This is a genomic window from Paracoccus marinaquae, assembly GCF_018860165.1.
Lineage (GTDB): Bacteria > Pseudomonadota > Alphaproteobacteria > Rhodobacterales > Rhodobacteraceae > Paracoccus > Paracoccus marinaquae.
In genome coordinates this window covers 101,581-124,716 of sequence record NZ_JAHKNG010000002.1, presented here as the reverse complement: position 1 = coordinate 124,716, position 23,136 = coordinate 101,581, and the positions used below count along the sequence as shown (strand labels likewise).

Here is a 23,136-nt window from a genome sequence, read left to right as displayed (position 1 = left end):
TCCTCCTCAAACTTGAAATTCAGACACTGATCAGATGTCGATGCGGATCGCGGCCGCGCGGGCCAGGGTGCCGTCCTCGACCATCGCCTGCGCGGCGGCCAGATCGGGCGCGAGATAGCGGTCCTCGCCCATCGTCGCGATCCGCTGGCGGATGGCCTCGATCACCCGCGCGATCGGCGCGGATGTCTTCAGCGGCGCGCGGAATTCGATCCCCTGCGCGGCGCACATCGCCTCGACGCCGACGATCACGGCGAGGTTGCGGGTCATCAGCCCCAGCCGGCGTGCACCATGGGCGGCCATGCTGACATGGTCCTCCTGATTGGCGCTGGTCGGCGTGGAATCGACCGAGCAGGGCGCGGCCAGATGCTTGTTCTCGCTCATCAGCGCGGCGGTGGTGACCTCGGCGATCATCAGCCCGCTGTTCAGGCCGGGCTGCGGCGTCAGGAAGGGCGGCAGGCCGAAGTTCAGCGCCGGATCGACCATCAGCGCCACGCGGCGCTGCGAGATGGCGCCGATCTCAGCCGCGGCCAGGGCGATCTGGTCGGCGGCGAAGGCCACCGGCTCGGCATGGAAGTTCCCGCCCGAGATGATCTGCCCGTCCGACAGCACCAGCGGGTTGTCGGTCACGGCATTGGCCTCGGTCAGCAGCGTCCGGCCGGCAAAGCGCAGCACGTCGATAGCCGCCCCCGTCACCTGCGGCTGGCAGCGGATGCAATAGGGATCCTGCACCCGCAGGTCGTCCTCGCGGTGGCTTTCGCGGATCTCGCTGCCCTCCAGCAGGCCCCGGGTGATCGCCGCCACCTCGATCTGCCCGGCATGGCCGCGCAGGGAATGGATGTCGGGATGCATCGGCGCGGTCGAGCCCATGATCGCATCGGTGGACATGGCGCTGGTGATCAGCGCCGCGCGGGCGCAGGCCCAGCTGCGGAAGAGGCCGATCAGCGCCAACGCGGTCGAGAACTGGGTGCCGTTGATCAGCGCCAGCCCCTCTTTCGCGCCGAGGATCACCGGCGTCAGGCCGGCGCGTACCAGCGCCTCGGCGCCGGGCAGGCGCTGACCATCATGGAACGCCTCGCCATGGCCCAGCATCACCGCCGCCATATGCGCCAGCGGCGCCAGATCGCCCGAGGCCCCGACGCTGCCCTGTTCGGGCACCACCGGCAGCACGCCGCGTTCCAGCATGCCCTCGATCAGCTCGACGATCGCGGGACGGACGCCCGAGGCGCCGCGCCCGAGGCTGAGCAGCTTCAGCGCCATCATCAGCCGCACGGCGTTGAGGTCCAGCGGCTCACCCACGCCGCAGCAATGCGACAGGATCAGGTTGCGCTGCAGCGTGGCGGTATCCTCGGGCGCGATGCGGACCGAGGCCAGCTTGCCGAAGCCGGTATTGACGCCGTAGACACCGACATCGCCCGCCGCGGCGGCGGCGATCCTGCCGGCCGAGGCAAGGATCCCGGGCCGGGCGGTATCGGCCAGACGCACGGGCCCACCCTCGCGCCAGATCGTCTCGAGCTGGCTCAGCGTGGCTTCGCCGGGGACCAGTGTCGTCAGCATTTTACTCCTCCAAAGTAACGTTCATGCAGGGGGTTGAAGCCGATGCGATAGGACAGCTCGGCCGGGTGGGCGATGTTCCAGACCGCCAGATCGGCGCGCATCCCCGGCGCGAGGATGCCGCAATCGGTCAGGCCAAGCGCGCGCGCCGCATGTGCGGTCACGCCGCGCAGGCATTCCTCGGGCGTCAGGCGGAACAGGGTCGCGCCCATGTTCATGGTCAACAGGATCGAGGTCAGCGGCGCGGTGCCCGGATTGCAGTCGGTGGCCAGCGCCATCCGCGTGCCGGCGGCCCGGAAGGCCCCGATCGGCGGCATCTGCGTCTCGCGCAGCGTGTAGAAGGCGCCGGGCAGCAGCGTGGCCACGGTCCCTGCCCCGGCCATCACGCTGGCGTCCTCGGCCGTCGCATATTCGACGTGATCGGCCGAGAGCCCGCCGCGCGCCGCCACCAGACGCGAGCCGCCCTGATGGCTCAGCTGTTCGGCATGCAGCTTGACCGGCAGGCCCAGTTCGGCCGCGACATCAAAGAGCCGCGCGATCTGCGGCGCCAGAAAGGCGATGCCCTCGCAGAAGCCGTCGACCGCATCGACAAGGCCGGCCTCATGCGCGGCGCGCAGCCCCGGAATCGCCACCTCGTCCAGATAGGCGTCCGCGCGGCCCTTGTATTCCGGCGGCACCGCATGCGCGGCAAGCCAGCTGGTCACGATCCGGACCGGGCGTTCCCGCGCCAGCCGCCGCGCCGCGCGCAGCATCTTCATCTCATCCGCTATGGTCAGCCCGTAGCCGGACTTGACCTCGATCGTGCCGACACCCTCGGCCAGCAGCGCATCCAGGCGCGGCAGGGCGCTGGCCACCAGTTCATCCTCGCCGGCCGCGCGGGTGGCGGTGACGCTGGACAGGATGCCGCCGCCGGCGCGGGCGATGTCCTCGTAGGACGCGCCTTCCAGCCGCATCTCGAATTCCCGCGCCCGGTCGCCGCCATGGACGATATGGGTGTGGCAGTCGATCAGCGCCGGGGTGACGATGCGGCCGCCCAGATCGCGCCGCTCGGCCGTGGCGAAATCGGCGGGGATATCACCGATGGCGACGATCCTGTCGCCCTCCACCGCCAGATCGGCATCCTGAAGGGTATATCCCTGTGCCCCTTCGGCGCAGGTCAGCAGGCGGGCATTGGTCAGAATGAAACGAATCATCGGGCTCCTCCTCACAAAATGTTTAACCATATTTATCGTTCTATGTCTAGACATAGAAGCCCATGGTCAAACATTTTTCTGCCCCCTATGATCGCAGCATGAGCCGCCATGACGAAATCCGACAAGAGATGCTGCGCCGTATCAATGACGGCGAATGGCCGGTCGGTTCCGACATCCCGCATGAGATGGTCCTGACCGAGGAATTCGGCGCCGCCCGCGGCACCGTCCGGCGGGCGCTGTCCACGCTGGTCGAGCAGGGGCTGATCGAACGCCGCAAGCGCGCCGGCAGCCGCGTCGTCGGGCAGACCTCGCAGACCTCGAAGCTGCATATCCCGCTGATCCGCGAGGAAATCGAAAGCCGCGGCCACGCCTATTCCTACCGGCTGCTGGAGCGCGAGGTGAAACCGGGCCTGCACGGGATCGGGACGCGCAACGGGCTGCTCTGGGTGAGATGCCTGCATCTCGCCGATGGCGCGCCGTTCCAGCTCGAGCACCGGACCATCAACCTCGACACGCTGCCCCAGGCCGCCGAGCAGCCCTTCCGGGTCACCGGCCCGAATGAATGGCTGGTCCGCGAGGTGCCCGCGACCCGCGTCATCACCCGCATCTCGGCCGCCGCGGCCGAAGCCGAGATCGCCGAAATCCTGGCCGTCCCCGAACACGCCCCCCTGCTCATCGTCAGCCGCGAAACCTTCATGGGAGAGGCCCACCTGACCGAAGCCCGCCTGTCCCATCCCGCAGAACAATACCAGGTCACAACCCTCTCCATCTGAAACCAGACCACAAAAACGCAAGACAAAAGAAAGCGCTTGGCAAGACCGGTTGCGCCCCCCGTCCCACCGGATAGAAGCAGGACATGACCACGCGCCTGACCGCCGACGAAGAGATGACCGCCGCGCTGGCCCGCATGCTGGCCGCAACCGCGCGACCGGGCGACACGATCCTGCTGGACGGCCCCGTCGGTGCCGGAAAGACCCATTTCGCCCGCGCCTTCATTCGCGCCCGTCAGGGCGACGCCGCCGAAGAGGTTCCCAGCCCCACCTTCACCCTGGTCCAGACCTATGACGACCCGATGGGGACCGAGATCTGGCATGCCGATCTTTACCGCCTGAGCGATCCGTCGGAACTGGAGGAACTGGGCCTCGACGAGGCGATGGAGGATGCCATCTGCCTGATCGAATGGCCCGACCGGATGGAGGCCTTGCCCGAGGGTGCGCTGACCGTTTCCATCGTGGACGGCGACGGGCCCGAGACGCGCCGGATCGCGCTGATCGGTGGCGATGCCGCCCGCGCGGCCGAGCGCGCGCGTTTCGTCGGCACTGCCGGATGGGCTGCGGCGCGGGTGCTGCCGCTGGCGGGCGACGCCTCGGCGCGGCGCTATTTCCGGCTGGTCCATGGCGGCGACAGCGCGGTGCTGATGGACGATCCGGCGGGCGATTGCGCGCGTTTCGCCGCCATGACCGACTGGCTGCGCGCACATGGCTTTGGCGCCCCCGAGATCCTGGCCGCGGACCCTGCCGCCGGCCTGCTTCTGGTCGAGGATCTGGGCGACGATCTGGTAGCGCGGGTACTGGAGACGCGGCCCGGGATGGCGCCCGCCATCTATGAGCGGATCACCGATCTTCTGGTCGATCTGCACCGCCAGCCGGTGCCCGATTTCGTCAATCCTCTGGATGGTGCGGCGCTGGCCGATCAGGTCGGGCTGTTTGCCGAATGGTACCCGCAGGCGGCCGGTGCCAGCGATCAGGCGGCGCAGGCCATCGCACCGATCATCGCCCGCCTGCATGCGGAACTGGCCGCCGATACCCCGCCGGCCCTGTCCTTGCGCGATTTCCATGCCGAGAACCTGATCTGGCGCGGCACGGCGCCGCTGGGCCTGATCGACTATCAGGACGCGGTCGCCTGCCATCCGGCCTATGATCTGGTCTCGGCCCTGCAGGACGCCCGCCGCAATGTCGCGCCCGCGATCGAGGCCGCCTGCATCGCCCGCTATCTGGCCGCGACCGGGCTGGACGAGGAGCGGTTCCGCGCCGCATATGCGCTGCTGGGCGCCCAGCGAAACCTGCGGATCATGGGCATCTTCACCCGGCTTTGCCTGCGCGACGGCAAGACCCGCTATCTGGAGTTCATGCCGCGCGTCTGGGGCCATATCCGCCGCGACCTGTCGCATCCCGCGCTTGCGCCTCTGGCAGAGGTGATCGCAACCCTGCCCGCCCCCGACGCCGCCATCATCGAAAGGATCCGCCGCCAATGCGCCCGCTGATGATCTTCGCCGCCGGGCTTGGCACCCGCATGCGGCCCCTGACCGAAACCCGCCCCAAGCCGTTGATCGAGATCGGCGGCCAGACCCTGCTGGACCGTGCCCTGCGCCTGGGCCGCGAGGCCGGCGCTGCGCCGATTGCCGTCAACAGCCACTATCTGGGCGCCCAGATCGCCGCGCATCTGGACGGGCAGGAGGTGGCGATCAGCGACGAGGCCGATCTGCTGCTGGATACCGGCGGCGGGCTGCGCAGGGCGCTGCCGCTGCTGGGCGCGGGGCCGGTGATGACGCTGAACCCGGATGTGGTCTGGACCGGCCCGAACCCGCTGGCCGCACTGGCCGCCGCCTGGCGCGACGAGATGGAGGCACTGCTGGTGCTGGTGCCGCTGGCGCGGGCGAGGGCGCGGGTCGGCGCCGGCGATTTCGCGCGTGACGGGGCAGGCCGGCTGAGCCGCAAGGGCGATTTCGTCTATGCCGGCGCACAGCTCATCCGCCCCGACCGTCTGGCCGAGATCCCCGACGAGGTCTTTTCGCTGAACCGGCTCTGGGATCTGCTGATCGCGCGCGGCACCGCCTTCGGCATGGTCCATGAGGGCGGATGGTGCGATGTCGGCCGGCCCGAGACGATCCCGCTGGCCGAAGCGATGCTGGCCCATGGCTGAGTGGCAGAACGGCTTCTTCGCGCTGCCCTGCGGCGTCGATTTCGCCGGCGAGTTCGTCGCCGGTTTTCTGGAGCGCATGGCCGGCCAGCCGCCCGAGGCCATCGCCCGCGTCACCATCTATGCCAATTCCGGCCGCACCCGCAGCGCCCTGCAGGAGGCTTTCGACCGACACGGGCCGTTGCTGCTGCCGCAGCTGCGCGTGGTCACCGATCTGGGCGCGGGACCGGCCGCGGCACAGGGACCGCTGGCCGCGCCGCTGGCGCGCAGGCTGCAACTGGCGCGGCTGATCGACGGGCTGCTGGCGGCGCGTCCCGATCTGGCGGCCGGCCATTCGGTTCCGGCCCTGGCCCGTTCACTGGCCGATCTGATGACCGAGATGCAGACCGAGGGGCGCGGCGCCGGGGCACTGGAGGCCATCGACACCGGCGATCATGCCGGCCATTGGCAGAACGCGCTGGCCTTCCTGCAGATCGCCGCCCGGTTCCACCTGACCGGCGCCCCCGTCGATCGCGCCGCCCGCCAGCGCATCGCCGCCGAAGCCGCGAGGAACGACTGGTCCGAGGGGCGCGACCTGCCCGAGGCGCCGGTGATCGTGGCCGGCTCGACCGGCTCGCACGGGGCCACGCGGCTGTTCATGCGGGCGGTGGCGGCGCTGCCGAACGGCGCGGTGGTGCTGCCCGGCTTTGATCGCGATCAGCCGCAGCCCGTCTGGGACGGGCTGGAGGCGGCCGAGGATCATCCGCAATCCCGCTATGCGCCGCTGATCGGGGCGATGGGCCATCCACGGCCCTGGACCGACCGCCCGGCGGCCGCGCCGGGGCGCAATGCGCTGGTCTCGCTGGCGCTGCGGCCGGCGCCGGTCACCGATCAATGGATCGCCGAAGGCCCGCATCTGCCCGATCTGGCCGCCGCGACCGAGGGGCTGACCCTGATCGAGGCCGATCAGCCGGGGCAGGAGGCCGAAGCCATCGCGCTGGTCATGCGCGACGCGGCCGAGCGGCAGCAGCCGGTGACACTGATCGCCGCCGACGGCAACCTGATCCGGCGAGTCGTTGCGGCGCTGGACCGCTGGCACCTGCGCGCCGATGACAGCGCCGGGCGCCCCGTCTCGCTGACCGCGCAGGGCCTGTTGCTGCGCCAGATCGCCGGGCTGTTCGGCGAGCCTCTGACCATCGACCGGCTGCTGATCCTGCTGAAACACCCGCTAACCGCCTCGGGCTCGGCCACGGTCGAGACGCGCGAGGCCCGCCTGCAGGCGCGCGAGCTGGAACTGCATCTGCGCGCCCGCGGCCCGGTCTTTCCCGATGGCGCGGCGCTGCGCGACTGGGGCGCAAGGGGCGACGGTGCGCGCAAGCTCTGGGCCGACTGGCTGGCCGGGATCCTCGACCGCTTTGCCCATTTCGCCACTGACCGCAGCCCGCGGCCGCTGCCCGACCGTCTGGCCGACCTGCGCGCCATGGCCGAGGCGCTGGCCGGCGGCCCCGGCGGCGATGCCGAGGCGTCCGAACTGTGGCGCAGGAAACCCGGCCAGATGGCCCGCGCGGTGCTGGATCATCTGGCCGGCCATGCCGCCGAAGGCCCCGATATGGGACCGGGCGACTTCGCCTCGCTGCTGATGGATGAGTTGCAGGCCCAGACGGCGCATGACGATATGGCCTTTCACCCGCTGCTGAAGATCCGCGGCCCGCGCGAGGCGCGGATCGTCGCCGACGGGCTGGTGATCCTGTCGGGGCTGAACGAGGGCGGCTGGCCCCGCGCCCTGACCCCCGATCCGTGGCTGTCGCGGCAGATGCGCCGGCAGGCCGGGCTGACCTCGCCCGAAAGGCTGATCGGCCTTGCCGCCCATGATTTCCAGCAGGGCATGGGCGCGGCCCGCGTCGTTCTGACCCGCGCCCGGCGCGATGCCGAGGCCGAGACCATCCCCTCGCGCTGGCTGAACCGGCTGACCAATCTTCTCTCCGGCCTTTCGGTGACCGGCGGGCCGCAGGCACTGGCGGCGATGCGGGCGCGGGGCGCGGGCTGGCTGGACATGGCGCAGGCGCTGGCCCGGCCCGAGGTGCCGGTCGATCCGGCCCCGCGCCCCTCGCCCATCCCGCCGGCGCCGCCCTTCCGGGAACTGCCGGTCACCGATGTCTCACTGCTGATCCGCGATCCCTATGCGGTCTATGCCAAGCGCGTCCTCGGGCTGCGTCCGCTGAATCCGCTGCGGCCCGAACCCAATGCAGCGCTGCGCGGCCAGACCCTGCATGCCATTGTCGAGCGGCTGCTGAAATCGAACCCCTCGGCCGATACGCCGCCCGAGCGGCTGCGGGCCGAGTTCCTGCGCATCACCGCCGAGGTGCTGGCCAACGAGGTGCCCTGGCCCGCCGCCCGCGTCTTCTGGCAGGCGCGGATCGAGGGGATCGCGGATCAGATCGTGGTTGATGAACTGGCCCGGCTGGCCGAGGGCAGGCCGCAGGTGATCGAACGGCGCGGCGCCATAGGCGTGCCGGGGATGGAGTTCCGCCTGACCGCGCGGCCCGACCGGATCGACCTGCTGCATGACGGGCAGGTGATGATCTATGACTACAAATCCGGCAAACCGCCCTCGGATGTGCAGATCCAGAGCTTTGACAAGCAGTTGATCCTCGAGGCGGCGATGGCGCGGTGGGGCGGTTTCGATGCCCTCGGGCCGGTGGATGTCGCGGGCATCCGCTATATCCAGCTGGGCGGCGAGGGGCGCACGCACGAACGCGCCTATTCGCCGCAGATGGAGACCGAGAACTGGGCCGGGTTTATCCGCCTGATCGCCGCCTATCTGACCGGCGGCACCGGGTTTACCGCCAGGAGGGCACCGGAAAAGGCCCTCCATGCCGGCGATTACGACCATCTGGCCCGGTTTGGCGAATGGTCGCTGGCCGATCCGGCGCGACCCGGAAAGGTGGGCGATCATGGATGACGCGACCCGCAACCAGATCGAGGCCGCCGATCCCGCGCGCTCGACCTGGCTTACCGCCAATGCCGGGTCGGGCAAGACGCGGGTGCTGACCGACCGGGTGGCGCGGCTGCTGCTGTCGGGCTGCCAGCCCGAGCGGATCCTGTGCCTGACCTATACCAAGGCCGCCGCGACCGAGATGCAGAACCGGCTGCTGAGGCGGCTGGGCGAATGGGCGATGCTGCCCGAGCCCGACCTGCGGCGCGCGCTGGCCGATCTGGGCGAAAACCATGCCGCCGATCTGGCCGAGGCCCGGCGGCTGTTCGCCCGCGCCATCGAGACGCCGGGCGGGCTGAAGGTGCAGACCATCCACAGCTTCTGCGCGGCGCTGCTGCGGCGCTTTCCGCTGGAGGCTGGGGTGCCCCTGGGCTTTGCCGAACTCGACGACCGCTCGGCCCGGGCGCTGCGCGCCGAGATCGTCGAGGAAATGGCCGAGGCGGGCGATCCGGCGATGGCGGACCTGACCACGCTGCATGGCGGCGACAATCTGGACGGGTTTCTGGCCGGATTGTCCGAGGCCGATTTCGCCGCCCCGCCCGATGCGGATGCGATCTGGGCGACGCTGGATCTGCGGGCCGGGCTGACCGAGGATGTGCTGCTGGATCACGTCTTTCAGGGCGCCGAGGGCGATCTGTTCGATGCCCTGGTGCCGATCCTTGCCGAAAGCGGCACGAATGACGGCAGGCTGGCCGACAGGCTGCGGCAGGTCAATGGCCGGAACCCCGGCATGGCGGACCTGCATGTCCTGATCGGGGCGCTGCTGACCGGCGCCGGCGCCAAGGAACCCTTTACCGCCAAGATCGGCAGCCTGCCGACCAAGGCCCTGCGCGAGGGGCCCTGCGCCCCCTTCATGGCCAATCTCGACGATCTGATGCTGCGGGTGCAGGAGGCCCGGCCCGATGTGCTGGCGCTGGCACTGGCGCAAAGGACGCTGGCGCTGCACCGTTTTGCCCATGCCTTCACGCACCGGCTGGCACAGCGCAAGGCGGCGCATGGCTGGCTGGATTTCGACGACCTGATCCGGCGCGCGGCACGGCTTCTGTCCGAGGCCAGCATGGCGCAATGGGTGCTGTGGCGGCTGGATGGCGGCATCGATCACATCCTTGTCGACGAGGCGCAGGATACCAGCCCGGCGCAGTGGCGGGTGATCCGCAGCCTGACCGGTGAATTCACCAGCGGCGCGGGCGCGCAGGACCATCCGCGCAGCCTGTTCGTGGTCGGTGACCCGAAACAGTCGATCTATTCCTTCCAGGGCGCCGATATCGCCGTGTTCGAGGCGATGCGCGCCCGTTTCGATCAGGATTTTCAGGCCGTTGAACGCCCGATGCAGCAGCGCGGGCTGGCCCACAGTTTCCGCTCGTCGCCAGCCATCCTGTCGCTGGTCGATGCGGTGTTTCAGGACGAGGCGGCGCAGGGTCTTGGCGATCCGCCGCGCCATATCGCCTTTCGCGACACCCTGCCCGGCCGGGTCGATCTGTGGCCGCCCCTGCCCGAACCCGAGGCGCCCGAACCCGGCGACTGGACCGCGCCGGTCGATGCCCCGGCCGAGAACGCCGCCGATACCATGCTGGCGCGTGCGGTCGCGGCACAGATCAGGGCCATGATCGGCACGCCCTTCCATGATGCCAAGTCGAACCGGGTGCGCGCCATCGGGCCGGGCGATATCCAGATCCTCGTCCAGCGCCGCGCCGGGCTGTTCGAGGATCTGCTGCGCGAATGCAAGGCGGCGGGCCTGCCGGTGGCCGGGGCCGACCGGCTGAAACTGGCCGCCGAACTGGCCGTGCGCGACATCACCGCCACGCTGTCGGTTCTGGCCACGCCCGAGGACGACCTGTCGCTGGCCGCTGCACTGCGCTCGCCCCTGTTCGGACTGTCCGAGGACGATCTCTACCGGCTGGCCGCCGGGCGCGGGAAGGCCTATCTGATCCAGCGTCTGCGGGCCTCGGATCACCTGGCCGCGCGCGACATCATCAGCGACCTGATGGGTCAGGCCGATGTCGTGCGCCCCTATGACATCATCTCGCGGCTGCTGACCCGGCATGGCGGCCGGGCGGCGCTGCTGGCCCGGCTGGGCGCCGAGGCCGAGGACGGCATCGACGAATTGCTGTCGCAGGCGCTGGCTTACGAATCGGTCGAGACACCCTCGCTGACCGGCTTTCTGGTCTGGCTGTCCAGCGGCGAGGTCGAGGTCAAGCGGCAGTTGCCCGGCGGCGCGGGCGGGCTGATCCGGGTGATGACGGTGCATGGCTCGAAGGGGCTGGAAAGCCCGGTGGTGATCCTGCCCGAGACGCAGAAACGCCGCCCCGGCAACCATGCGCGCGTGGTGCGGCTGTCGGACATGCCGGTCTGGCGGGGTGGCGCGGCCGAACGCCCCGATCCGGTGGCCGAGGCGGTCGCGGCCGAAGCGCGCCGGCAGGAGGAGGAACGCCGGCGGCTGCTCTATGTGGCGATGACGCGGGCGGAAAGCTGGCTGATCGTGGCGGCGGCGGGCGAGACCGGGGACGGTCTTGACAGCTGGCACGCGACGATCGCGGCGGGCGCGGATCGCGCCGGTCTGGATCGTGGCGAGGTCGCGATCGAGGGCATCGGCGCGGCGCTGCGGCTGTCCTTCGGCGACTGGCCCGCCGATGCGGTCACGGCAAGCGATCTGGCGGCCCGGCGCGATGTCGCCCTGCCCGACTGGCTGCGCCACCCGGCTCCGACGCCGCCCGCCCTGCGCCGGCCGGTGGCGGCGACCGCGCTTGGCGGGGCCAAGGTGATCGCCGCGCCGGTCGAGGATGCCGATCCCGCCGCCGCCATGCTGCGCGGCACGCGGCTGCATCTGCTGCTGGAACATCTGCCCGGCACGCCGGCCGGGGACTGGCCCGATCTGGCACGCGCCGCACTGGCCGGGGCCGAGGGCGGGCTGCCCGACGCGGGCGAACTGGCCGCGCTGCTGGACGAGGCGCGGCAGGTGATCGAGGCGCCGGATCTGGCCGAGGTGATGGATCCCGACCCGGCCGCGCAGGTGCTGCGCGAGGTGGCACTGACCGCGCCCCTGCCGGGCATCGGCGTGCTGCATGGCACCATCGACCGGCTGATCGTCGCGGATGGCCGCATCCTCGCCATCGACTACAAGTCGAACAGCGAGGTGCCGCCGCGCCCCGAGGCCATCCCCGTGGGGATCCTGCGCCAGATGGCCGCCTATCGCGCCGCCCTGCGCGCGATCTGGCCCGGGCGCGCGGTCGAGACCGCGATCCTCTGGACCGCCACCCGCAGCCTGATGGCAATTCCCGATCCGCTGCTGGACCGGGCCATGGCCGGGCTTGACCCGGCGCCCTCGCATCCATAGCTGGAAGGGGAACCGTCCCGCCGGAGCGACCGGCCCCGACCTTCAAGGAGCAAGAGCATGGCTACCGTGCATGTCAGTGACAGCGAATTCGACGCCGAAGTGCGTCAGGCCGAGACCCCGGTCCTGGTCGATTTCTGGGCCGAATGGTGCGGCCCCTGCAAGCAGATCGGCCCGGCGCTGGAGGAACTGTCGGACGAATATGCCGGCAAGGTGAAGATCGTGAAGGTGAATGTGGACGAGAACCCGGAACAGGCCGCCGTCCTGGGCGTGCGCGGCATCCCGGCACTGTTCATGTTCAAGGGCGGCGAGGTGATCTCGAACCGCATGGGCGCGGCCCCCAAGGCGGCGCTGAAAAGCTGGATCGAAGAATCGGTCTGATCCGGGCTTTCCCCGGAACCGGGCGGCGGCCTTACACGGGCCAGCCGCCCTTTTTCATGGCTGCCAGCAGCCGCGCATCGGCATCCGGCGCCATCATGTCGAGGCTGGTCCGGCGCAGGAACCAGTGCAGATAGGCGGCGAAATCGGGGCGGTGATCGGGGGCGCGGGCCAGCGCCTCGGCCGTGCCCAGATCGGCCACGTTCAGCGCGATATGGTGGAAATCCGACTGCCCGAACAGCACCGCGGGCTTGCCGAGGATATAGCCGTCGAAGGCCACGGCGCTGTTCTGCGTGGCCACGAAGGCGCAGTCGCGCAGCAGCCGGGCGGTATCGCCGCCGATACTCAGGTTGGGAAACCGATCGGCCAGCGATTGCAGGGCGGCATGGTCGCCCGCGTCACAGGTTTCCTTCGGGTGCAGCGTGACGATCGAGGCGCGCCCGGTCCGGGCCACGGCCTCGACCATGCGGACGGGGCTCATGGTCTGGAACGAGCGTTCCTTGCGGATCCGGCCCTGAAGGGGGATCAGGACATGGCCGCCGGATTGGGGTTCGGGGCCGGGCAGGACGCGGTGGCGCAGCCTTGTGGCGAAATCGCCCGCCATGCCGGGATCGATTTCGCCCGGCTCGAAACGCGCGAGGGCAACCGGCCAGCGCCAGCGTTCGGCGATCCGTTCGAGCCGCCAGAACGGATAGTGATAGGCCAGCCGGAAGGTCAGGGCGCGCGCATGCGTCGGTTTTTCCATGTTGAAGAGGGCATAGCCCGGCAGGCTTGGCGCCTCGGCCCGCGCCGGCGGACCCGAGCGGCGGATCTCGATCTGCCAGCCGCGCGCCTCCAGCAGGCCGCGCATCCGGTTGAGAAAGCCCAGCTTTCCGGCCTGCGCCAGGTGCAGGATCGGCGGGTGAAGATAGATGCGCAGGATGCGGGGCTGGCTCATGCCGGCAGGCTAGGTCGCGCGCGTCCCCGGTTCAACGGGTTGCGAAGCCCGCGCCACGCCCATATCTGAGCCGAAAGGCAAAAGCCCACGCAAACACGGAGATCCCTCATGGCGGATGACACATTTCCCGGCTGGCACGGCACGACCATTCTGGCGGTGCGGCGCGGCGGCAAGGTGGTGGTCGCGGGCGACGGGCAGGTCAGCGTCGGCCAGACGGTGATGAAGGGCACGGCGCGCAAGGTCCGCCGCCTGACACCCGGCGGGCGCGACGTGGTGGTGGGCTTCGCCGGCTCGACCGCCGATGCCTTCACCCTGCTGGAACGGCTGGAGAAAAAGCTTGAGGCCGCGCCCGGCCAGTTGCAGCGCGCCTGTGTGGAACTGGCCAAGGACTGGCGCACCGACAAATATCTGCGAAACCTCGAAGCGATGCTGATCGTGACCGATGGCGACCAGATCTATGTGGTGACCGGCGCCGGCGACGTGCTGGAGCCCGAACATGACGTGGCCGCCATCGGCTCGGGCGGGAATTTCGCGCTGGCCGCCGCGCGCGGGCTGTTGGAAAGCGATCTGGATGCCGAGGCGGTGGCGCGAAAGGCCATGGCCATCGCCGCCGATATCTGCGTCTACACCAACGGAAATCTGACGGTCGAGACGATCTAGCCCGGCCTGCCGGCCGCAGCCGATACCGAGGCCCGACGGCCGGATTTTCCCGCCGATTTCCGGTGATGCGCACGCAGCCCTCCGGTGGCCGCCGCCAGCGCCAGCGCCAGCGTGGCCGTCGCGGTCAGCGGGCGAAAGCCCGCCGCCTCGACCTCGGTCAGGACCAGCGGCAGGGCCGTGTCGCCCAGCCGCAGCGCCACCCCCGGATCCCCGATCAGGACCAGTTCGGCGCCATTGCCGGCGGCCTGATCGCAGAAATCCAGCGTTTCCGGCACCGGCGGGGAAAACGAGATCGCCAGAACCGCGTCATCCTTTCGCACCGAGCCCGCCCCGCTCATCTGGCCGAAGGCGCCGTGCAGCAAGGCCGGCACCTCGACCCGCTCCAGAATATAGGCGGTATGCGCGGCGGCGGCGAAACAGCGGCCATGGCCGACCACATGCACCAGCCCGGCTTTCGACAGGATGCCGGCGGCGCGGTCGAACGCCTGTGCATCGACGGTATCGATCATCCGTTCCAGCGAATGCAGCCCGGCCTCGACAAACTCGGCCAGCAGCCCGGCCGGGCGCGCGCTTCCCTGGCGGCTCAGTTGTTCCAGCCGCTGGGCATAGTCGGGGCGCGGCAATTCATAGGGGCTGCGGAACAGGTCGCGCATCTGCGCATAGCCGGAAAACCCCATCGCCTGACAGAACCGTACCACCGCCGAGGCCGGAACGCCCGCACCGCGCGCGAATTCGGCGATCGTCGCCTGCGCCAGCCGGGCCTGCTGGTGGGCGGCATATTCGGCGCATTGCCGCAGGCGGCGTGGCAGGCTGGCATGCATCTCGCTCAGCCGGGCAATGAACTCATCAGTACTGTGGGGCGTGTTTCCTTCCATGATTCGCCTCGCTTGCGCTGTTCCCGCGAGGGAATTGTGCCGTCAGCCGGGGCTTTGTTCCATGATTTTCGGCGCAGTTCCCGGGCGAACTTCACCGTGGCGCAACCATGGAGAGATCATCGACCTGGCCGCTCACTTGCGCTGCCAGCCGCCGGCCTCCTCGGACCAGTATTCGGCGGTCACTCCGGCCCCGGTCAGGGCGCGCCACTGGTCGCGGGCGCGCGAGACGGCGGCGCTGTCGCCGCCGTCGAAGATGATGCAGCTGCGTTGCAGCGACTGGCATTCCGCGGCCGCGACCTCCGCGCCGTCCAGCGCCATCAGGCAGGCCGGATCGTTGGCGGCGGGCTGGCCTGCCAGCGTCAGCAGCACCGGCTGGCGGGCGTCATGCGGGCCGCCGGCAAGGCCGTGGGGCAGGAAGCCGTCGCCCTGCCAGAGCTGCCGGTCCAGCCAGTCCATGCGCTGAGGATCGGTTCCCCGCAGCTCGACCCGCCAGCCGGCCTGAAGCGATTTGCCGATCAGGACGGGAAGCAGGCTCTCGGCCGGCGAGCGGGTCAGGTGGTAGAACAGCGCATTGCCCATCGCCCGGCCCTAGCGTTGCGCAACGGCTGCGGGCGTTGCGCGTGATGGGGCGACGGGCGGGCCGCCAGAAAACGCCAGCAAATGCCGGGTTTCGGCCCGCACGTCCCGTACACCGGGCAGGCACCGGACGTGCACAGCGCGTACACCGCTTGCGGGCGTTGCCTGGCTCATTTCCCCTCGAAACGGTCGCGGATCAGCCGGTCCAGCGTCATCACCCCCCAGCCGGTCGCGCCCTTGGGGGCGAAATCGGTGGCCGCGGGCGGCAACGCCACCCCGGCGATGTCGATATGCGCCCAGGCCTGGTCCTTGCGGATGAAGCGCTGCAGGAACTGCGCCGCGGTGATCGAGCCCGCCGGGCGGCCGCCGGTATTCTTCATGTCGGCCAGCCGAGACTTGATCTGCTTGTCATAGGCCGCCCCCAGCGGCAGCCGCCAGGCGCCCTCGCCCTCGGCGCCGGCGGCCGACAGGATGCCCGCTGCCAGCTTGTCGTCATTGGCGAAGATGCCGGCATTCTCGTGTCCCAGCGCGATGATGACGGCGCCGGTCAGGGTGGCCAGATCGATCACCGCCGAAGGCTCGAACCGGGTCTGCGCATACCACAGCACATCGGCCAGCACGAGGCGGCCCTCGGCGTCGGTATTGATGACCTCGATGGTGTCGCCCTTCATCGATTTCACGATGTCGCCGGGGCGCTGCGCGCGGCCATCGGGCATGTTCTCGACCAGCCCGACAAGACCCACGACATTGGCCTTGGCGCGGCGCAGCGCCAGGGTGCGCAGCACGCCCGCCACCACGCCCGCACCGCCCATGTCCATGGTCATCTCTTCCATGCCGGCGGCGGGCTTGATCGAGATCCCGCCCGAATCGAACACGACGCCCTTGCCGACCAGCGCCAGCGGCGCCTCGTCCCCGCCGCCGTTCCAGCGCATCACCACGACCTTCGAGGGGCTTTCGCTGCCCTGACCCACGCCCAGAAGCGCGCGCATCCCCAATTTGCGAAGCTCGTCCTCGTCCAGAACCTCGACACTCAGCCCGATTTCCTCCATCGCCTTCAGGCGGTCGGCGAAATCGGCGGTGGTCAGGACATTGGCCGGCTCATTGACCAGATCGCGGGTGAAGAACACCCCCTCGGCCACCGCCGCGCCGTCCTTCGCCGCCTTGGCCAGCGCCTCGGGATCCTTCACCATGAAGGTGACGCGGGCCTTTTCGGGGGCGGGACTGTCCTCGCCACCGGCCTCGGCCGCAGCCTCGCCGGCTTCGGCATCCTCCGCCTCGGACCTGGTCTGGTAGGCGGTGAAATCATAGCCGCGCAGCGCCAGACCCAGGGCGATCTCGGCCGCCCGTTTGTGCGCGCCGGCCAGAACCAGCGTATGCGCCTTGCCCAGCTTGGCACCGATGGCGGCGCCGGCCTTGCGGGCGTCCGACACGGCGGCACCGGCAGGCAGGGCCACAAGTTGCAGCGCCTCGGCCGCCATGCCGGCGGGAAAAGCAAGCTCCAGCGATCCGCCCGGCTTCAGCGCCTTGCCCGCCTTCGAGGCCAGGGCGCGGGCCGCCGCCTCGCGTGCGGCGCGCGGCAGGCCGGCAGGCAGCCGCCCATCCGGCGCCACGATCAGCGCCACGCGCCCTTCGTGGCCTGCAAGCCTGTCGGCGGCGATCTGGGTGAAGGTGATTTCCACGGGCTGCGTCATGTCCGGCTCCTCGCATCTCGGCAGGGCCGGAGCCTAGACTCGCCGCCGGGCCTTGGCCAGAGCCCTCCTTCGGGCTAATCAGGGACCTGTGCCTCTGGATCAGAAAGACAGCGCCCGCGATGCCCCGGATCGACCGATACATTCTCAGCCAGATGCTGACGCTGTTCGGCTTTTTCGCGCTGGTGCTGGTGTCGGTCTACTGGATCAACCGGGCCGCCAGCCTGTTCGACGACCTGCTGAACGACGGCCGCACGGCGCTGGTGGTGCTGGAATTCACCGTCCTGACCCTGCCGCTGGTGATTTCGGTCGTGCTGCCGGTGGCGGCCTTCGCGGCCACCGCCTATGGCACCAACCGGCTGGCAAACGAATCCGAACTGGTGGCGATGCAGGCGGCGGGGCTGTCGCCCTGGCGGCTGGCGCAGCCGGTGCTGGTCTTCGGCCTGTTCGTCGGGCTGCTGGTGACGGTGCTGATCCACGGGCTGGTCCCGACCGCCCGCATGCGCCTGTCGGACCGGCAGAGCGAACTGGCCGAGGATGTCACCGTCCAGGCGCTGCGGCCGGGCACCTTCCAGTATCCGACCGACGGCATCACCGTCTATGTGCGCGACATTGCCGCCGACGGGCGGCTGCTGGATGTCTTCATCGAGGATGCCCGCGATCCGGCCGACCAGTACACCTATACCTCGGAGGAGGCGCTGGCGGCGCGCAACGAGACCGGGCCGGTGCTGATCCTGCTGGACGGCATGTCGCAGAACCTGCGCATCGAGGGCGATCAGCGCCGGCTGGCGGTCACCCGCTTTGACGAGCTGAGCTATGACATCGGGGCGATGCTGCATGGCGGCGGCCGGCGCGGCAGCGACCTGCGCGACTATTCGACCCTGCGGCTGCTCAGTCCCGACCGCGAATTGCTGGAGGCGACCGGCGCCGACCCGGCCGATGCCCGGCGCGAGGCGCATGAGCGTTTCGCCCAGCCGCTGCTGTCGCCGATCGCGGCGATGATCGGCTTTGCGACGCTGCTGATCGGCGGCTATTCGCGCTTTGGCGTCTGGAAGCAGGTGATCTGGGCGATCATGGGGCTGATCCTGGTGCAGTTCCTGACCAATGCCGCCGCCAATCAGGCCGGGCGCGATCCCACGCAATGGCCCGTGCTGTATGTGCCGGCGCTGGTCGGGATCGGGCTTTGCATCCTGCTGCTGTGGCTGGCGGCGCGGCCAGGGCGGCCGCGCGGCGGGCGCGGCTCCGGGGGGGCGGCGACATGATCCTCGCCCGCTATGTCGCGCGGCGGTTTCTGCGCCAGTTCCTGCTGATCGCCGGGGTCTTCCTGCTGATCCTGCTGCTGGTCGACATGATCGAGATGATCCGCCGCTTTGCCGGGGCCGATATCGGCCTGTCGGGCGCCGCGCGGCTGGCCGGGCTGAACATCGCCGACAGTTTCTACTCGATCCTGCCGCTGATCACCGTGCTGGCCGGGATCGCGCTGTTTTTGGGGCTGGCCTGGAGTTCGGAGATGGTGGCGATCCGCGCCTCTGGCCGCTCGGGGCTGAAGGTGGTGACTGCGCCGGCGGTCACGGCGGCGCTGGTCGGCGCGCTGACGGTGGCGCTGCTGAACCCGATGGTGGCGGTCACGGGGCGGCATTTTGACGAGGCGGTGGCCGAGATCGAGCGCGACGGGCGGCAGACCGTCTCGGTCGGCGACAGCGCGGTCTGGCTGCGCCAGGCGGTGACCGAGGATGGCGAGGAGGCCGGCCAGATCGTCATCCGCGCCCGCCGCGCCAGCCCGGACGCGACGACCCTTTATGACGCAAGCTTCATGGTCTTCGACCAGGACAGCGGCCCGGTGCGCCGGATCGAGGCGCGCGAGGCGCGGCTGGGCAGCGGCGAATGGCAGCTGAGCGGGGTGCGCGACTATCCGCTGGACCAGCCGAACCCGGAGGCCGCGGCCGGCAGCACCGAGACGCTGAGCCTGGCCTCGGATCTGACCGCGCAGCGCATCCGCGAGGGGTTCGGCCGCCCCGAATCGGTGCCGGTCTGGCAATTGCCGGGCTTCATCGCCGGGCTGGAACGCGCCGGCTTTTCCGCCGCCCGCCACCGCGTCTGGTTCCAGATGGAACTGGCCCGGCCGCTGCTGATGGCGGCGATGGTCCTGATCGCCGCCGCTTTCACCATGCAGCATATCCGTGGCAGGAATGTCGGCATCGCCGTCCTTCTGGCCTTCGGCGCCGGGATCGGTCTGTTCTTTTTGCGCAATCTGGCCCAGGTTCTGGGCGATAACGGGCAGATCACCCCGGCCATGGCAGCCTGGTCGCCGCCTCTGGTCGGCGCGATGCTGGCGCTGGCGCTGATCCTGCAACGGGAGGACGGATGACGCCTGCAGGGCTGAAACGCCTGACGCGAACGGCCGGTCTGCTGACCGGTCTGGCCGCGTGGACTGCGGCACCGCTGCCGGCGCTGCCGCAGTCGCTGGCAGGCGAGGGGCTTTCGGGGCCGGGCATGGCCGGGGCGCCGCTGACCACCACCTCGGGCGAGGCGGCACTGGCGCCGGCGGCCACGCGGCTGGACGATCTGACCTTCGGCGATCCGGGCTCGAGCGCGCCACAGCTGAAAACCGCCGCGCCCGATGCCGATGTCACGCTGGAAAGCCGCCCGGCCCCAGGCGCGGAGGAGGATGCGGCCACCGTGCTGGCCGACACCATGATCCTGCAGGGCGACCGGACGCTGATCGCCGCGGGGGGGGTGGTGATCTGGTATCAGGGCGCGCGGCTGGTCGCCTCGCGGCTGATCGTCGATGGCGCCAGCGGCGACCTGACCATCGAGGGGCCGATCCACCTGTCCCGCCCCGGCGCGATCAACCCCGACGACGAGGCCGTGCTGATTGCCGATTCCGCCCAGCTTGACCGCAAGCTGCAGGACGGCATCATCCGCGGGGCCCGGCTGATGATCGCCCGCGAACTGCAGCTCGCCTCGGAGGAACTGGTCCGGACCGGCGGCGGCCGCATGACCAGCCTGAGGCAGGTCGCCGCCTCGAGCTGTCAGGTCTGCGCCAACGATCCGACGCCGCTGTGGGAGATCCGCGCCCGCAACGTCACCCATGACGCCGAGACGCGGCTAATGACCATCGACCGGCCGCAACTGCGCGCCTTCGGCGTCCCGATTGCCGCCCTGCCCTTCACCATCACCGCGCCCGATCCCACGGTCGAGCGCAGGTCGGGCTTTCTGCGTCCCGAGATCCGGACCACATCGAATCTCGGCTTCGGGATCAAGCTGCCCTATTTCCAGACCCTCGGCGATCACGCCGACCTGACCTTCACCCCCTATGTCTCGGCCAGCTGGACCCGGACGCTGGAACTGCGTTACCGGCAGGCCTGGCAGGGCGGCGCGGCCGAATGGAACGGCGCCGTCACCCGCGACGACATCCAGCCGGGCGAGACCCGCGGCTATATCTTCGCCAACGCGGTCTATGAATTGCCGCGCGGCTACCGGATGGGGCTGCAACTGCAGATGGCCTCGGATCGCGGCTATCTGCTGGATTACGACATCAGCGATGCCGACCGGCTGTGGAGCGGCATCACCCTTGAACGGGTTACCCGCGAGCTGCTGTTCTTCGGCCGGATCGGCAATTACGAGACCCTGCGCGAGGACGTGGACAACGAGACCGAGCCGGCGCAGGTGGCCGACATCCTCTGGCAGCGCCGCTTCACCCCCGGCCTGATCGGCGGCATGGGGGTGATGGAATGGTCGATCCACGCGCAGCGCCGTCCCTCGGATCAGGACGCGATCGGCCGGGACATGGCGCGCGCCTCGCTGGGACTTGACTGGCGGCGCAGCGAGATCCTGCCGGGCGGGGTCGTCGGCGCCGTGATCGCGGGCCTCGACGCCGATATCTACCGCATCTCGCAGGACCGCAATTACGACGATATCGTCACCCGCGCCGATCCGGTGGTCGGGGTCGAACTGCGCTGGCCGCTGATGGGCAGCGACGGCACCGGCGCCACCCATATGGTCGAGCCGGTGGCCCAGATCCTGTGGTCGCCGCCGGGTCAGGACGACGACATCCCGAACGAGGACAGCCGCCTGATCGAATTCGACGAGGGCAATCTCTTTTCCGCCAACCGGTTCCCCGGCTGGGATGCGCGCGAGAACGGGCTGCGCGCCAATATCGGCGTCACCTGGACCCGGATCGACCCGACCGGCTGGTCGCTGGGGGTGACCGGCGGCAAGGTGCTGCGCACGCGCGAGGACGAGGTTTTTGCAGCCGATTCGCCGCTGACCGGGCGCAGCTCGGACTGGCTTCTGGGCGCGCAGTTCGACAGCGGCACCGGTCTGGCGATCGCCAACCGCGCCCTGTTCAACGAGTCCTTCGTCTTCTCGCGCAACGAATTGCGCGTCGGCTGGATCCGGCCCGATCTGCAACTGTCGGCGGGATATCTGTGGATCGACAGCGACGAGAACGAGCAGCGCGACGACGATACCAGCGAACTGGTGGCCAATATCGGCTGGCAGATCGCCGAGGGCTGGTGGGGGGTGGCGGATACGCGCTATGATTTTGCCGCCAATCAGGCGCAGGAGGCTTCGCTGGACCTGACCTATCGCAACGAGTGCCTGACGGTGGAAATGGGCCTGTCCAGGCGCTTTACCGAGACGGGCGACGTGCGGCCCGAGACCAGTTTCGACCTGTCGGTCCGGCTGGCCGGTTTCGGCAGCCAGAATGAGGGCCCGGGCACGGTGGCGCGGCGCAGTTGCATGCGCTAGTCTTGCGGCAACGAATGATTTGGGGGCAGCAGATGCGGCATTTCCTTCCCGGCTTCGCCCTGGCGGCGGGCCTGTTTCTTGGCGCGATCGCCCCGGCCGTCGCCCAGAACCCGTTCGAGCCGGTCGTCTATGTCAACGACCGTGCCGTCACCCGCTATGAGATCGCGCAGCGGGCCCGTTTCATGCAGGTCCTCGGCACGGCCGGCGACGACGCCACCGTCGAGCAGGCGCTGATCAACGACCGGCTGCGCCTCTATGCGGCCGAGCAGATGGGCATCGCCACGACCGAGGAAGGGATGCAGACCGGCCTCGAGGAATTCGCCAGCCGCGCCGGGATGAGCGCGGCGGAATTCACCGAGGCCCTCGGCCAGGCCGGGGTCGAGCCGCAGATCTTTCGCGACTACGTCGAGGCCGGCCTCGTCTGGCGCGCGGTCGTCCGCCAACGGCTGACCGCGCAGATCACCGTCTCGGATGCCGAGGTCGATCAGGAATTGAAGCGCCAGATCGAAACCCCGGTCATCAGCCGCGTGCTGGTTTCCGAACTGGTCATTCCGGCACCGCCGGGACAGGAACAGGCGGCCATGAACCGCGCCAGTTCGATCGCCGCCTCGGTCACCTCGGAGGCGCAGTTCGCCGCCGCCGCGCGGCAATATTCGGCCGCCGGTTCGGCCGGTGCCGGCGGGCGCCTCAACTGGGTCGATCTGGAAAACCTGCCGCCCTCGCTGCGCCCGATCCTGCTGTCGCTGAGTCCCGGGCAGGTTAGCCAGCCGCTGACCGTTCAGGGCGCGGTGATCCTGTTCTTCCTGCGCGACGAGCAGGGCACCCTGCGTCCCGGCGCCCGCGAGCAGGTCCTTGACTACATGACGCTGCGCCTGGCCTCGGCGGCCGAGGCCGCCCAGATCGCCGCCCGCACCCTTGGCTGCGACGATCTTTATGTCGAGGTCGGCCCCGAGGTCGCGCCGATGATCACGCGGCAGACCCAGTCGCAGAACGCCATCCCGACCCTGATCGCCACGCAGCTGGCCTCGATGGACGATGGCGAAACCGGGGTGGTCAGCTATGGCGGCGCCGCCGATCTGGTCGTGCTGTGTTCGCGCGAGCCGGCCCTTCTGGCCGAGGCCCGGCAGGAGGTGGCGACCACCGCCCTGCCCGATGACGGGGTCGAAGCCGCGGTGCCGGCGGCCGATGCGCTGCCCAGCCGCGACCTCGTCCGCGACGAGCTGTTCAACCGCAAGGCAAGCCTCGCCGCCGACGCCTATCTGGCCGAGCTCCGCGCCAATGCGGTCATCCGGCGGCCCTGAG

The 23,136-nt window shown here is 69.9% G+C and carries 17 protein-coding genes; 11 read left to right on the top strand and 6 right to left on the bottom strand.

All coding sequences use genetic code 11. From position 1 onward, the window contains the following. Nucleotides 1–30 precede the first annotated feature (30 nt). Both hutH and hutI read right to left on the bottom strand, forming a co-directional pair. On the bottom strand, nt 31–1,551 hold the full coding sequence (gene hutH / locus KNW02_RS01990; protein ID WP_216031710.1) for a histidine ammonia-lyase: 1,521 nt from the start codon (nt 1,549–1,551) through the stop codon (nt 31–33). Then, on the bottom strand, nt 1,548–2,744 hold the full coding sequence (gene hutI, locus KNW02_RS01985) for an imidazolonepropionase (protein WP_216031582.1): 1,197 nt from the start codon (nt 2,742–2,744) through the stop codon (nt 1,548–1,550). The genes hutH and hutI overlap by 4 nt, the downstream gene beginning before the upstream one ends. Nucleotides 2,745–2,842: 98 nt before the next feature. Between hutI and hutC the strand changes: the two genes are divergently transcribed. The 6 genes from hutC to trxA all read left to right on the top strand — a co-directional run bounded on the left by hutC (nt 2,843) and on the right by trxA (nt 12,349). Continuing rightward, a complete protein-coding gene (gene hutC / locus KNW02_RS01980; RefSeq protein WP_216031581.1) occupies nt 2,843–3,517 on the top strand; it encodes a histidine utilization transcriptional repressor HutC in 675 nt (224 codons plus the stop codon). A gap of 83 nt (nt 3,518–3,600) precedes the next feature. After that, nucleotides 3,601–5,007 carry a tRNA (adenosine(37)-N6)-threonylcarbamoyltransferase complex ATPase subunit type 1 TsaE gene (gene tsaE, locus KNW02_RS01975; protein WP_216031580.1) on the top strand — a complete coding sequence of 469 codons (1,407 nt, stop codon included), beginning with the start codon at nt 3,601–3,603 and terminating at the stop codon, nt 5,005–5,007. Beyond that, nucleotides 4,995–5,666 (top strand): nucleotidyltransferase family protein, encoded by a 672-nt coding sequence (locus tag KNW02_RS01970; RefSeq protein WP_216031579.1) that lies wholly within the window; start codon nt 4,995–4,997, stop codon nt 5,664–5,666. The genes tsaE and KNW02_RS01970 overlap by 13 nt, the downstream gene beginning before the upstream one ends. Beyond that, nucleotides 5,659–8,604 carry a double-strand break repair protein AddB gene (gene addB, locus KNW02_RS01965; RefSeq protein WP_216031578.1) on the top strand — a complete coding sequence of 982 codons (2,946 nt, stop codon included), beginning with the start codon at nt 5,659–5,661 and terminating at the stop codon, nt 8,602–8,604. Before KNW02_RS01970 ends, addB begins: the two co-directional genes overlap by 8 nt. After that, nucleotides 8,597–11,971 carry a double-strand break repair helicase AddA gene (gene addA / locus KNW02_RS01960; protein WP_216031577.1) on the top strand — a complete coding sequence of 1,125 codons (3,375 nt, stop codon included), beginning with the start codon at nt 8,597–8,599 and terminating at the stop codon, nt 11,969–11,971. The genes addB and addA overlap by 8 nt, the downstream gene beginning before the upstream one ends. 57 nt (nt 11,972–12,028) lie before the next feature. Next, nucleotides 12,029–12,349: a thioredoxin gene (trxA, locus tag KNW02_RS01955; protein WP_216031576.1), complete on the top strand. Its 321-nt coding sequence runs from the start codon at nt 12,029–12,031 to the stop codon at nt 12,347–12,349. A gap of 31 nt (nt 12,350–12,380) precedes the next feature. Here the strand turns inward: trxA and KNW02_RS01950 are convergent, their stop codons facing one another. Then, on the bottom strand, nt 12,381–13,283 hold the full coding sequence (locus KNW02_RS01950; protein WP_216031575.1) for a hypothetical protein: 903 nt from the start codon (nt 13,281–13,283) through the stop codon (nt 12,381–12,383). A gap of 108 nt (nt 13,284–13,391) precedes the next feature. On the opposite strand from KNW02_RS01950, the gene hslV reads away from it, so the two are divergent. Then, a complete protein-coding gene (gene hslV / locus KNW02_RS01945) occupies nt 13,392–13,943 on the top strand; it encodes an ATP-dependent protease subunit HslV (protein ID WP_216031574.1) in 552 nt (183 codons plus the stop codon). On the opposite strand, the gene KNW02_RS01940 is transcribed toward hslV, so the two are convergent. From KNW02_RS01940 to KNW02_RS01930, 3 genes are all read right to left on the bottom strand, one after another. Further along, complete coding sequence (locus KNW02_RS01940; RefSeq protein ID WP_216031573.1) at nt 13,940–14,818, bottom strand: MurR/RpiR family transcriptional regulator; 879 nt, start codon at nt 14,816–14,818, stop codon at nt 13,940–13,942. The two genes, hslV and KNW02_RS01940, sit on opposite strands and share 4 nt — an antisense overlap. Nucleotides 14,819–14,950: 132 nt before the next feature. Next, nucleotides 14,951–15,397 (bottom strand): DNA polymerase III subunit chi, encoded by a 447-nt coding sequence (locus KNW02_RS01935; RefSeq protein WP_216031572.1) that lies wholly within the window; start codon nt 15,395–15,397, stop codon nt 14,951–14,953. 167 nt (nt 15,398–15,564) lie between these two features. Continuing rightward, complete coding sequence (locus tag KNW02_RS01930; RefSeq protein ID WP_216031571.1) at nt 15,565–17,085, bottom strand: leucyl aminopeptidase; 1,521 nt, start codon at nt 17,083–17,085, stop codon at nt 15,565–15,567. Nucleotides 17,086–17,204: 119 nt separating this feature from the next. Between KNW02_RS01930 and lptF the strand changes: the two genes are divergently transcribed. The 4 genes from lptF to KNW02_RS01910 are packed head-to-tail and all read left to right on the top strand — an operon-like array spanning nt 17,205 to nt 23,135. Then, a complete protein-coding gene (gene lptF / locus KNW02_RS01925; RefSeq protein ID WP_216031570.1) occupies nt 17,205–18,344 on the top strand; it encodes an LPS export ABC transporter permease LptF in 1,140 nt (379 codons plus the stop codon). After that, a complete protein-coding gene (gene lptG, locus KNW02_RS01920) occupies nt 18,341–19,450 on the top strand; it encodes an LPS export ABC transporter permease LptG (RefSeq protein ID WP_216031569.1) in 1,110 nt (369 codons plus the stop codon). Before lptF ends, lptG begins: the two co-directional genes overlap by 4 nt. Beyond that, nucleotides 19,447–21,834, top strand: coding sequence for an LPS-assembly protein LptD (locus KNW02_RS01915; protein WP_216031568.1), 2,388 nt, complete (start codon nt 19,447–19,449; stop codon nt 21,832–21,834). Before lptG ends, KNW02_RS01915 begins: the two co-directional genes overlap by 4 nt. 32 nt (nt 21,835–21,866) lie before the next feature. Then, nucleotides 21,867–23,135 (top strand): peptidylprolyl isomerase, encoded by a 1,269-nt coding sequence (locus tag KNW02_RS01910; protein ID WP_216031567.1) that lies wholly within the window; start codon nt 21,867–21,869, stop codon nt 23,133–23,135. Nucleotide 23,136: the final 1 nt, after the last annotated feature.